The organism is Mesorhizobium sp. M4A.F.Ca.ET.022.05.2.1 (assembly GCF_003998845.1).
GTDB lineage: Bacteria > Pseudomonadota > Alphaproteobacteria > Rhizobiales > Rhizobiaceae > Mesorhizobium.
Genome location: NZ_RZOJ01000188.1, coordinates 1 through 10,864, shown reverse-complemented (window position 1 = coordinate 10,864; position 10,864 = coordinate 1). Strand labels below are relative to the sequence as shown.

Sequence of the window (10,864 nt, the reverse complement as noted above, 5' to 3'; positions counted from 1 at the left end):
GGGTGAGGCGTCGGAGCAGCAAGGTTGCTAACGACGCAGATACGGCGCAGCCTTGACCGCCACATACGCCCTCGGGAAGCCTAACCGCTCCTGTGGCGTCAAATGCCTTGCCACCCCAATTGGCCGTTGAAGCCTTCGCGTGCTTCCGCTAAGAAGCCGTGGCTGGCTGGTTCACCGGCTGGTTCGTTTTACCGGGAAGCACCCGTAGCTCAGCTGGATAGAGCGCTGCCCTCCGAAGGCAGAGGTCACAGGTTCGAATCCTGTCGGGTGCGCCAATTTCAAGTAAGTATCCATAGCTTTCGCACCGATCGCGCGAGAACGCCGCGTCAGAGATAGGTGGAGGCCAGGCCACCGTCGACCGGCAGGTTGACGCCATTGATCCAGCGCGCCGCGTCCGAGCACAGGAAGACGACGGCCGGGGCGATCTCGTCTGCAAAGGCAGGGCGCTTCATTCTGCCACTGTCAACCTCGACCCGATCCTGACCAAGCATGGTGATGAAGTCGCCGAGGATTGGCGTAAAGACCGGGCCGGGCGCAACAGAATTCATGCGGATGTCACGCGAGAGGAAGAGCTGCTGCGCCCGCATGAACGTCCAGACGATCAGGGCTTCCTTGAAATATTGATAGCAGGTGTCTTGCGAAACCGGATTCGCAGCCAACCAGTCGTGACCAGACTGGAAGGTCCCGGTCGTTGCCAGGTCCTTGTGCAGGGCGAGGCGTTCCGGCCATGCGGCGCCCAATATCGATGCGAAGTTGACGATTGCCGCGCCCGGCGAAAGCCTTCCGACCACTGTCTCGGTCAGGTGACGCAGGCCGAGATAGTTGACGCGGGCGACCGTATCCTTGTCGGCGGTGCCCGGCACGCCTGCCGCGTTGACAAGCCCATCGAATTGCGCGGGCAGGGACAAAACGGCCTCGTCGATCGTATCCGGCTTCGAGAGATCGGCCTTCACGAAGCCATCCAGGGTAACCGTGGGATCATTGCGGTCGATGCCGATTACCCTTGCGCCATGGAAGCGGGCGAGACGGGCGACCTCGGCTCCGATCCCCGAAGACGCACCGGTAATGACCAGAAGCTTGTTGGAGAGATTCATGGTTCGATCTTTCGTGGATTGGTCAAAATGGATAGGGCGTTGCTTGTTCCTTGACGGAAATCCACATCCACTGCGTGAATTCCTCCCAGATCGCCGGGCCTGAGACGCGGCTGCCATTGCCCGAGCGCCGCCGGCCGCCGAACGGTGCGTGCGGCCCGGCGTTGACGGTCTGATCGTTGATGTGCAGATGGCCGACCTCTAGTCTTTCGCCAACGGACCTGGCGCGGTCGACGGAGGCCGAAATGACGCCGGCGGCGAGGCCATATTCGGAGCTGTTGACGAGAGAGATCGCTGCCTCTTCGTCGCGGAACGGGGCAATGCAGGCGACGGGCCCGAAGATTTCTTCCTCGAACGCACGCATGCCTCGCTCGATGCCGAACAGAACCGTTGCCGGATAGAAGCGGCCGCTTGCCTTGCCTCCGGCGAGCAGCTTTGCGCCCTTGGCGACGGCATCGTCGACGATGCCCTGGATTCTGTCGACCTGGGCATCGGAAATGATGGGGCCAAGCGCCACTTGGTCGGTCGAGGGATCGCCGGCAACCAGGTGTCCGGCTCTGGCGGCAAGGCGCGAAGCAATCGCATCGGCATGCTTCTCGTCGACAAGGATGAGACCGGTCGACATGCAGATCTGGCCCTGATGCAGGAAGCAGCCCCAGGCGGCATTCGACGCCGCGATGTCCGGATCGGCATCATCGAGAATGATCAGGGCGTTCTTGCCGCCGAGCTCAAGCTGAACCTTCTTCAGATGCTTGCCGGCCAGTTCGCCGACCCGGCTCCCGGCCGCCGCCGACCCCGTGAACGAGACCATCGCGATGTTCGCATCCGTGCAGAGGGCCTCGCCGGCGTCAATTCCGCCGGGGACGACATGGAGGACACCTGCGGGCAGGCCCGCTTCCTCGAAGAGACGTGCAATGATGATGCCACCGGAAATCGGCGTGCGCGGATCCGGTTTGTGGACGACGGCGTTGCCTGTCGCCAGAGCGGCGGCAATTGCGCGGACAGAGAGGACAAGTGGAAAATTGAACGGCGAGATAATTCCGACCACGCCGTGCGGCACCCGCCGCGCATGGTTCTGGCGTCCAGCATCCATGGTGGGAAGGGCGATGCCGTTCGGCTCGACAGCGGCAGCCGCGGCGTGGCGGATGAAGGCCGCCCCGTGATCGATCTCGATTTGCGCCTTCGCCCGGATGGAGCCGGATTCGCGCATTATCCAGCCGACGAGCTCTTCGCCATTGGCTTCCAGGATATCGGCCGCCTTGTTCAATATGGCCGCGCGCTCGGAGGGACGTTTCGCCGCCCAGGCCGGCTGCGCCAGATAAGCCCCAACCGCGGCTTGCCCGATGTCTGCCGCGCCGCCGACGCCCACCGAGGCCACCAACATGGCGGTCGCCGGATTGCGCACCTCGGCGACGCCGGCAGCCGTCTCACGCCAGCCACCCAGAAATGCCTTGCCGGTCCAGCGCGCCTCGTCGATGAAGCTCCTGCTTTGGATGTTCACTCGTTGATCCTCCCTTGCAAACATTCGCAATTGCTCTGCTGCGCACGCGGGGCATCTGGTCCTGCCGCTGCCAGCGCCCGCAGCAGGTGAATCTTGCCGGAGGCTGTTCGCGGCAACGCCTCAAGCGCACAGAATGTCTTTGGTACTTTGTAGGCTCATGCGCTTGGTGCAGTGGCTAACGAGCGCGGTGGCATCGAGGATGCAGCCTGGCCCCATCACCAAGACGGGGCCGACTTCACCCATTACACCGCGACCTCGGCACTGTGTGGCTCCTCCCTTGCCATCATTCGCTATGTCAAATAGCATTATTGCTATGCCGCATAGCATAGCATTGCTATCTGTCATAGTCTTTTTTGAGATTCCGGAAAGCCAAGCGGCGCAGAGCGGCGCGCTCGACAGATTGGTTGGTTGCGATCTGCGCCGGGCATCATCGTTGCAGTCTCCGACCGCATTGCCGTGCCGAGGCGCGGGGTGTCCGGCGAGCGCAAGATCTCCGAGACCAACCATGACGAGGTCGTCAAGCTGATGGTCGGCGTTGGAGGAATTACAGGAAAAGTACGCGGCGGTTTTCCGTCCGGAATTGCATCAAAACAAGTACTTAGCGCGAAAACGCCTCTAGCGAACAACGCCCCGGCAGGCCCAGGCGACATTGGCGAACGAGCGCGGGCCGTCGGGCCGGCCGGCCTGATAGGCATCGCGGACGGCGGCTTCGATGCGCGTCCGCTCTGCGGCGTCGACCGTGGACATGTATTTGCCGAGCGGCCCCTCGCCGGCGCCGATCGGCGCCCAGTAGTCGTCGAAATCCGCATAGTCCATGCGGATCATCAGCTCGGTCTCGGTGACGTCGGCAAGACCCTGCTCGACAAAGGTCCGCTTCATCTCGCCCGGCTGCATCATCGGCTGGAAGCAATAGCGGCTGCGCATCTGGCGGCCGCTTTCGCTGAGCGCGGCAACCGTGTCGATCATCATGCGCATGCCGGGCATGCCGCCGAGATGGTCCCACACCACCGCCGCGATCACGCCGCCGGGCCGCGTCACGCGGCGCATCTCGGCCACCGCCTTGCCGGTTTCCGGCACGAAGTGGAGCACGAGCAGGGCAAGGGCGCGGTCGAATGCGTCGTCCGCGAACGGCAAGGCGGTAGCGTCCGCTTGGCTGAAGGTGATGCGCGAATCGGTGTTGCGTGCCTTGGCCGCCTCGATGAAGACGGGCGAGAAGTCGATGGCCTGGATTTCGGCGAGGCCGGCGGATTTCGCCAGCTCGAAGGTCAGGCTGCCGGTGCCGCAGCCGACGTCGAGGATCTTCTCGCCGCCGGCCAGGCCGGCGAAGTCGATGAATTTGGGCGCCAGCCTGCGGCTCCAGCGTCCCATCAGCTGCTCGTAGCCGGATGCCTGGTGCACGGTGAAGCTCGACGTCATCTCGCTCTCCCTTCGCTGGCCTCAGGCTAGTCCTCGACGGGATCGATGCCAAGTGGTGGTAAGACGACCTCGTCGTTCGAGCGGCCGGACGACTCAGACTTTCGAGAACAATGCCTGCACTGTCTCGATCGGCATCAGCATCACTCGCTCGCCCAGCGAAGACAGAATGAAGCCGTGCCGCTGATAGAAGCCGACGGCGTCATCGTCTATCGCATGCGCCACCACGGCGCGAACCCCGGCGATCTCCGACACGGCCAAGCAGCGACGCAGCGCATCGGCAAGCAGGTCCCCGCCAAGCCCAAGTCGCTGGAATGCCTGATCGACCGCCAGGCGGCCGATCAGCAGCAGCGGGACCTGCTCGGGCATACCCCGCCTCAGCTTCGCGCTTGGCAGCGCGATCCGTTCTTCCATCGCCGTCGAGATCGCATAGTAGCCGATGACGCGATTATTCATGTTCGCGTCACAGATCACATAGGTCCGGGCGGACAGGCCCTCGCCGGCAAGAGCGCGATTGCGCAACCAGTCATCGAGCGTGGGATGCCTGCCGTTACGAAACGGGGACACATCGTGGCCGACGGTCAGCCGTTCCGGAGGGCTGACCCGCAACCCCGGCCCTCCACCAGCAGGCATCAGCGCTCCCAGGCGGGCTTGCGCGTCATGCGCGCGCGAAGTTCCTCGTTCGGTTTGTCGGGGGCGTCGAGCAGATCGAGCAATTTCTGATGCGCGTCGGCATCGAGAAAGAAGGCGCGCTGGTCGAGAATGGTTTCTTCAGCCTGCCTGCGGGCGCTGTCCAGCATGAATTCCGACAGTTTCTGCCCGCGCAAACCCGCGGCGCGGCTGAGAATGGCCTTCGTCCCCGCCGAAGCGCGGATCTGAATCACATCATCCTTTCGCGCCGCATCGCGATCGCGGCCGGCATGATTGGACTGCGGCATCGAAATCCTCCTGCATCAGGATCAGATATCTAGCAATTGTCATGACAATGTCAATACAGGCTCGCAGGATCTCACCCCGTAGCGTCCCGGACCCCGAGCCTGCCCACGCTCTGCCGCTCCACCAGCGGGCATTCCAGCTTGGTGATGGGATAGCGGCCGCGGCCCGGCGTGGGCGGCGCTTCCAACTGCTCGATCGCCCATTGGCCCATCGCCATATGCGGCAGGATCGATGTCGTCAGCGGCGGGAACAGATGGCGGGCGATCTCCTCGTCGTCATAGCCGACGACGGAAATATCCTCGGGGATATGCAGGCCGGCCTCCTTCAGCGCCTCGTAGCAGCCGATCGCGGTGCGGTCGTTCTGGCAGAAGATGGCGGTCGGGCGCTCCTTCAGGGCGAGCAATTTGACGGTCGCGGCATAGCCGGCGCTGGCCGACCAATCGCCCTCGACCACCAGCTCCGGATCGAAAGGAATGTCGGCGGTGGCGAGCGCGCGGCGATAGCCTTTCAGCCTATCTTGAGCCGCTTGCATCCAGGGCTCGCCGGTGATGGTGGCGATACGGCGGTGGCCGTGGCCGATGAGATGCCTTGTCGCGCTCTGGCCGCCGGCGATCTCGGAGGGCACGACCGCCGGGAAGGCATAGTCGGCGGTGTAGCAGTTGAGCAGGATGACCGGGATGTCGAGGCTGTAGAGGAACTCGGGCGCCGCGATCTCGCGGGTGAAGATGGTCATGTAGATCAGCGCCGAGATGCCGCGCCTGGTCAGCGCTGAAATAGCGCGCGGCTCCATGACGGCATCGCCCATGGTCTGCGCGACAAGCAGCACGTTGCCGGCATTCCACGAGGCCTGGCGCGCGCCCTCGATGGCGACCACCGCCTCGGGGCTGGTGGCGAGCTGGTCGACGGCGAAGCCGATGACGCCGTCCAGCCCCTCGAAGGGCGTCACCGGCGGCCGCAGGGCGGAAAACACAGGCGGCGAGTAACCCAGCGACCGTGCCGCTTCGATCACCCGGTCGCGGGTCTGCTGCGAGAGCCTGATGCCGGGCGAATTGTTGAGCACGAACGACACCGTCGCCTGCGAGCAGCCGGCGGTCCTGGCGATGTCGGTCATGGTGACGCGGCCCTTGGGCCTGGCGGCGCGTCGCCTGGACGCCTCCGGGGGATCGCGCAATTCCGTCGGTTCGCTCATGGTCGTTTTCCCAACCCCGGCCGGTTGTTAAGCAAAGGCCGGCAGCAACGGCAAGATGGCTTTCGTGGAAGCGCATTTATCGAAATGCAGCTTGATTATAACTATTATCACACGCAACGCATTCCGCGCCAGCCGCACCGCACGCCGACGAAACGACCGGACAAGGTCAGCAAAGCTGACGATTTTCCTTAGAATTTCCGCGCGATGGGCCCGCTTTGCCGCTGGCGCTCTTCTTCCTCCCTTGCGCTCTGCTTTGGCTGCCAGATCTCCCGCCCGGGCGGGATCGGCCATCCTCGATAACTAATACTATTTACTAATAGCCGTAAGCGTTCTACTGTCAACTCGTCGTTACCGGATCCGGGCTTCCGGCTGGTGGCGTAAAGGCGTGCGATGCGGTGCGCCATCGGGCCGGCAAGCCGCCGGAAGAGGGTCGCCGCACACTCACGAAAATGTCAGACAAATCGGACTATTTACGAACTGCGAATGAGTGTCTAGTGTCTCGGTCGCGGCTGGATTGGCGCCATTCTCAGGTTGCCGGATCTGGGGCCAAACCCTTGAGGAGAGGGGCGCCCGCGCCGCAAGCGACACATTCTGTCTGTGTTTCAAAAGGGAGGTTGAACATGAAATCTGTGATCCGAACTGCGTCCATCGCCGCCGCGGCCCTGGCGCTCGGCCTGTCGGCAAGCGCGATCGCGCGCGCCGACGACAAGCCGACGCTGGCCTTCGTCGTCAACGGCGCATCCGACTTCTGGAAGGCGGCGGAAGCCGGCGTGAAGAAGGCGCAAGGCGAGCTTCCGGACTACAATCTGGAGCTGAAATATCCGGAGCAGTCGTCCGTCGCCATCCAGCAGCGGCTGATGGACGACCTGGTGACGGCCGGCGTCAAGGGCATCATGGTCTCCGCCGTCGACCCCAAGACTTCGACCGACGGGCTGAACAAGATCGCGTCCCAGACGGCACTGTTCACCACCGATTCGGACGCCCCGCAGACCAAGCGCGTCGCCTATATCGGATCGTCGAATGTCGATGCCGGCAAGCAGGCCGCCGAGATCGCCAAGAAGGCGATGCCGGACGGCGGCAAGTGCCTGGGCTTCGTCGGCCTGCTCGGCGCCGACAATGCCAAAGAACGCATCGAAGGCATGAAGGACGGGCTCAAGGGCAGCAAGATCGAGCTGGTCGACGTTCGCGGCGACGACATCGATCAGGCGCGCGCCAAGAAGAATGTCGAGGACGCGCTGGTCGCCAGCCCCGACATCACCTGCATGGTCGGCTTCTACTCCTACAACACGCCGCGTATCTATGAAGCCCTGCGCGACGCCGGCAAGCTCGGCCAGATCACCGTCGTCGGCTTCGACGACGATCCGATCACGCTGGGCGGCGTCAAGGAAGGCACCGTTGCCGCCACCGTGGTGCAGCAGCCGTTCGAGTGGGCCTATCAGGGCATGAAGCTGATGGCCGCCTATCTCAAGGGCGACAAGTCGGGCATCCCGGAGGGAGGCCTGATCATCGTGCCGACAAAGATCATCGGCAAGGACGATGTCGACGCCTACGCCGCGAACCTCAAGGCGATGGCCGGCAAGTAGGACGACGCACGTTTCGCCGGCTCAGGGATCTGCCTTGAGCCGGCGATCATATTGACGGGCCCGCGAAGGCCCGTCAGTCTGAGGCCAAACGCCCACCGGCTGCTGTCAGGCGTGATGAATTATTCCGACGTATCCATCGCTCAATCCACGATTGCTCCGTTCCTGAGCCTGGACGGCGTGCGCAAAACCTATCCCGGCGTGGTGGCGCTGGACGGCTTCTCAATGGAGGTGCGGCCGGGCGAGGTGATCGGCCTGGTCGGCGAGAACGGCGCCGGCAAATCGACGCTGATGAAGATCCTCGGCGGCGTGACGCGGCCGGACAGCGGCACCATCATCGTCGACGGCGTCGCGCATGAGGGACTCACGGTCGAAGCCAGCATCGGTTCGGGCATCGCCTTCGTGCACCAGGAACTCAATCTGTTCGAGAATCTCGACGTCGCCGCCAATATCTTCTTCGGCCGCGAGCCGCTGCGGGCCGGGCCGCTGAAGCTGGTCGACCGCGGCAGGCTGCGCGACATGGTGGCGCCGCTGCTCAAGCGCGTCGGCGCCAATTTCTCAGCCGACGCGCCGGTCGCCTCGCTGTCGCTTGCCCAGCAGCAGATGGTCGAGATCGCCAAGGCGCTGTCGATCAAGGCGCGGCTGGTGATCCTCGACGAGCCGACCTCCAGCCTGCCGATCGCCGAGACCGACAAGCTGCTCGACGTCATCAAGGCGCTGAAGGTGGAAGGCATCAGCGTCATCTTCATCTCGCACCGGCTGCACGAGGTCGAGCGGGTCGCCGACCGCGTCGTCGTGCTGCGCGACGGCATGCTGGCCGGCACGCTGGCGAAAAGCCAGATCGACCACGACCAGATGGTCAAGCTGATGATCGGCCGCATGCTGAAGGAACGCGAGCGGGTTTCGGATTCCGCGCATGCGCCGGGCGGCGTCGCGCTCTCGGTCCGGGCTGTGCGCACCAGCGCCTATCCGGAGCGTCCCGTCGACCTCGAGGTCCGCCATGGCGAAATCCTCGGACTAGCCGGTCTGGTCGGCTCTGGCCGCACTGAGCTGGCGCGCGTGCTGTTCGGCATCGACGAATGCTTTGGCGGCAGCGTTACGCTCGACGGCAAGACGCTGAAGCTCGGCTCGGCCGCCGACGCTGTCGCGAGCGGCATCTTCCTGGTGCCGGAGGATCGCAAGCTGACCGGTATCCTGCTCGACCTATCGATTGCCCAGAACATCTCGCTGCCCAACCTGCCGGCGCATGCGAAGCGCTCGCTGGTCTCGACGAGCGCGGAAGTTGCCACCGCGGAGAAGCAGAAGAGCAATCTCGGCATCAAGGCGCCGTCGGTCGCGACCCGCACCGGCACGCTGTCGGGCGGCAACCAGCAGAAGGTGGTGCTGGCCAAATGGCTGGCGATGAACCCCAAGGTGATGATCCTCGACGAGCCGACGCGCGGCATCGACATCGGCGCCAAGGCCGAGATCTACGGGCTGATGCGGGCGCTTGCCGATGCCGGCGTCGCGGTGCTGATGATCTCAAGCGACATGGAAGAGGTGATCGGGGTGTCGGACCGCATCGCGGTCATGCATGAGGGGCGGATATCCGGCATTCTCGACAAGGACCATTTCAGCCAGGAGAACGTGCTTCTGCTGGCTGTGGGCAAGACGCCGAAATAGTTTTGTTTGCCACAGGGTCCGGCCGCAAAACCGTGGACCCTGCCGTCAAGGGGAGGACAACGATGAGCAAGAAGGATCTCGGCCTGCTGGTCCTTATCCTGGTGGTCGGCGCCGTCGTGACGGCCATCAATCCGCGCTTCCTGTTGCCGATCAACCTTGCCAACACCTCCAACCTGATCGGGCTGTTCGGCATCCTTTCGATCGGCCAGGCCTTCGTCATCATCACAGGCGGCATCGAACTGTCGGTCGGCTCGCTGGTCGCGCTGCTCGGCACGCTGTTCATCGACTTCATCGCCGTGCGCGAGCTGGACTGGCCGCTGGCCTTCGTGCTGATCATCGCGCTCGGCGCCATCATCGGCCTGGTGCATGGCTGGCTGATCACGCGGCTGAAGCTGCAGCCCTTCGTGGTGACGCTGTGCGGCTTGCTCATCTACCGCGGCGTGGCGCGCTTCTACACCGCCGACGGCACGGCGGGCTTCGCCTTCGGCCAGAATTTCCCGGACCTCGAATTCCTCACCGCCGGACGCAGCTGGGGCGTGCCGAACAGCTTCATCGCGCTGATCATCATCGCCATCGTCATGTGGGTGGTGCTGCACCGCTCGGTATTCGGGCGCTATCTCTACGCCATCGGCAAGAACGAGGAAGCGGCGAAATATTCGGGCATTCGCACGGGCCGCATCGTCATGGCGGCCTATGTCATCTGCGGCGTGCTGACGGCGCTGTCGGCGATCTACTTCGCCATGTACACGCGCTCGATCTCGCCGGCCAGCCACGGCCAGTTCTACGAGCTCTATGCCATTGCCGCGGCCGTGCTCGGCGGCTTCTCGCTGCGCGGCGGCGAAGGCTCGCTGATCGGCGTCATCCTCGGCACGGTGCTGCTGCAGGAGCTGCAGAACCTCGTCAACCTGCTTGGCATCCCGTCCTCGCTGAACTTCGCGGTGATGGGCGGGGTGATCCTGATCGGCGTGCTCGTCGACCAGCAATGGGGCGTGTTCCGGGCGCGGCGGCAGATGATCGACGCCACGCGCAGGAACGTCGCCGGCGCGCCGGCGGAGTAGCTTCCCTCGTTCGAGCTCGGCAGGCAGCGGGCAGTTTCAACTTCGCGTGCTGCCACCCTTTTTCGGACGTCGGTCCTGCCCCTCACCTGCCTGCCGGCATCCTCTTCCCGTATAGTGACGGGGAGAGGGGCGCTCTCTTCGATGATTTCGCCAATTTCGGATGTTGCTAGAAAGGCGCCGAGGCTGCGATCAGTGTCCAGCCGATAGATGGGTAACAGTTTGAACCGGATACATAGGTAACAGTTCTCCCCCTATTTGTCCGCTGCAGCGCCAAGCGGATTGGTTAGCGCGGCGCTGCAGCGGACAGGCGTCATACGCCTTGTGTCGATGATGCCGAGCTGGTGTGCATGGAAGGAAAGAGCCCATTGACCATCCTCGGTTTGGGCGGCCGCGACAGCTTCACCAACCAGTGCCTGCGAGACATAGACGAAGCC

At 63.9% G+C, this 10,864-nt stretch carries 9 protein-coding genes, 1 tRNA gene and 2 pseudogenes; 5 read left to right on the top strand and 7 right to left on the bottom strand.

Annotation, left to right across the window (positions count from 1 at the left end; translation table 11 throughout):
* Positions 1 to 198 precede the first annotated feature (198 nt).
* Positions 199 to 275 (top strand) — tRNA-Arg (locus tag EN745_RS20065).
* Between the two features lie 51 nt (positions 276 to 326).
* Here EN745_RS20065 and EN745_RS20060 read toward each other — a convergent pair.
* Together EN745_RS20060 and EN745_RS20055 are read right to left on the bottom strand one after the other, a co-directional pair.
* Positions 327 to 1,094, bottom strand: coding sequence for a coniferyl-alcohol dehydrogenase (locus EN745_RS20060; protein ID WP_127422073.1), 768 nt, complete (start codon positions 1,092 to 1,094; stop codon positions 327 to 329).
* A gap of 22 nt (positions 1,095 to 1,116) precedes the next feature.
* The gene (locus tag EN745_RS20055; RefSeq protein ID WP_210212571.1) at positions 1,117 to 2,592 is read right to left on the bottom strand and encodes a benzaldehyde dehydrogenase; all 1,476 of its coding nucleotides are present in this window, start codon (positions 2,590 to 2,592) and stop codon (positions 1,117 to 1,119) included.
* Between the two features lie 429 nt (positions 2,593 to 3,021).
* On the opposite strand from EN745_RS20055, the pseudogene EN745_RS37660 reads away from it, so the two are divergent.
* A pseudogene (locus tag EN745_RS37660) lies at positions 3,022 to 3,126 on the top strand (sugar ABC transporter ATP-binding protein); the annotation flags it as partial.
* 81 nt (positions 3,127 to 3,207) lie between these two features.
* On the opposite strand, the gene EN745_RS20045 reads toward EN745_RS37660, so the two are convergent.
* The 4 genes from EN745_RS20045 to EN745_RS20030 all read right to left on the bottom strand — a co-directional run bounded on the left by EN745_RS20045 (position 3,208) and on the right by EN745_RS20030 (position 6,130).
* Positions 3,208 to 4,008 (bottom strand): class I SAM-dependent methyltransferase, encoded by an 801-nt coding sequence (locus EN745_RS20045; RefSeq protein WP_126057068.1) that lies wholly within the window; start codon positions 4,006 to 4,008, stop codon positions 3,208 to 3,210.
* Between the two features lie 93 nt (positions 4,009 to 4,101).
* Positions 4,102 to 4,638 carry a GNAT family N-acetyltransferase gene (locus EN745_RS20040; protein ID WP_127422072.1) on the bottom strand — a complete coding sequence of 179 codons (537 nt, stop codon included), beginning with the start codon at positions 4,636 to 4,638 and terminating at the stop codon, positions 4,102 to 4,104.
* Positions 4,638 to 4,943: a DUF1778 domain-containing protein gene (locus EN745_RS20035; protein ID WP_126057070.1), complete on the bottom strand. Its 306-nt coding sequence runs from the start codon at positions 4,941 to 4,943 to the stop codon at positions 4,638 to 4,640. The genes EN745_RS20040 and EN745_RS20035 overlap by 1 nt, the downstream gene beginning before the upstream one ends.
* 71 nt (positions 4,944 to 5,014) lie before the next feature.
* On the bottom strand, positions 5,015 to 6,130 hold the full coding sequence (locus tag EN745_RS20030) for a LacI family DNA-binding transcriptional regulator (protein ID WP_189363096.1): 1,116 nt from the start codon (positions 6,128 to 6,130) through the stop codon (positions 5,015 to 5,017).
* A 620-nt stretch (positions 6,131 to 6,750) separates the two neighbouring features.
* On the opposite strand from EN745_RS20030, the gene EN745_RS20025 reads away from it, so the two are divergent.
* The 3 genes from EN745_RS20025 to EN745_RS20015 all read left to right on the top strand — a co-directional run bounded on the left by EN745_RS20025 (position 6,751) and on the right by EN745_RS20015 (position 10,430).
* Positions 6,751 to 7,713, top strand: a complete 963-nt coding sequence (locus EN745_RS20025; protein WP_126057071.1) for a sugar-binding protein — start codon at positions 6,751 to 6,753, stop codon at positions 7,711 to 7,713.
* A 114-nt stretch (positions 7,714 to 7,827) separates the two neighbouring features.
* Positions 7,828 to 9,372: a sugar ABC transporter ATP-binding protein gene (locus EN745_RS20020; RefSeq protein WP_127405744.1), complete on the top strand. Its 1,545-nt coding sequence runs from the start codon at positions 7,828 to 7,830 to the stop codon at positions 9,370 to 9,372.
* A gap of 62 nt (positions 9,373 to 9,434) precedes the next feature.
* Positions 9,435 to 10,430 carry an ABC transporter permease gene (locus EN745_RS20015; RefSeq protein ID WP_126057072.1) on the top strand — a complete coding sequence of 332 codons (996 nt, stop codon included), beginning with the start codon at positions 9,435 to 9,437 and terminating at the stop codon, positions 10,428 to 10,430.
* 251 nt (positions 10,431 to 10,681) lie between these two features.
* On the opposite strand, the pseudogene EN745_RS36565 reads toward EN745_RS20015, so the two are convergent.
* Positions 10,682 to 10,864, bottom strand: a pseudogene (locus tag EN745_RS36565) (integrase); the annotation flags it as partial.

Coding starts and splice junctions, on each gene's coding strand:
- EN745_RS20045 (WP_126057068.1), bottom strand. CDS start 4,008: ATGACGTCGAGCTTCACCGTGCACCAGGCATCCGGCTACGAGCAGCTG.
- EN745_RS20025 (WP_126057071.1), top strand. CDS start 6,751: ATGAAATCTGTGATCCGAACTGCGTCCATCGCCGCCGCGGCCCTGGCG.
- EN745_RS20040 (WP_127422072.1), bottom strand. CDS start 4,638: ATGCCTGCTGGTGGAGGGCCGGGGTTGCGGGTCAGCCCTCCGGAACGG.
- EN745_RS20030 (WP_189363096.1), bottom strand. CDS start 6,130: ATGAGCGAACCGACGGAATTGCGCGATCCCCCGGAGGCGTCCAGGCGA.
- EN745_RS20020 (WP_127405744.1), top strand. CDS start 7,828: ATGAATTATTCCGACGTATCCATCGCTCAATCCACGATTGCTCCGTTC.
- EN745_RS20015 (WP_126057072.1), top strand. CDS start 9,435: ATGAGCAAGAAGGATCTCGGCCTGCTGGTCCTTATCCTGGTGGTCGGC.
- EN745_RS20060 (WP_127422073.1), bottom strand. CDS start 1,094: ATGAATCTCTCCAACAAGCTTCTGGTCATTACCGGTGCGTCTTCGGGG.
- EN745_RS20035 (WP_126057070.1), bottom strand. CDS start 4,943: ATGCCGCAGTCCAATCATGCCGGCCGCGATCGCGATGCGGCGCGAAAG.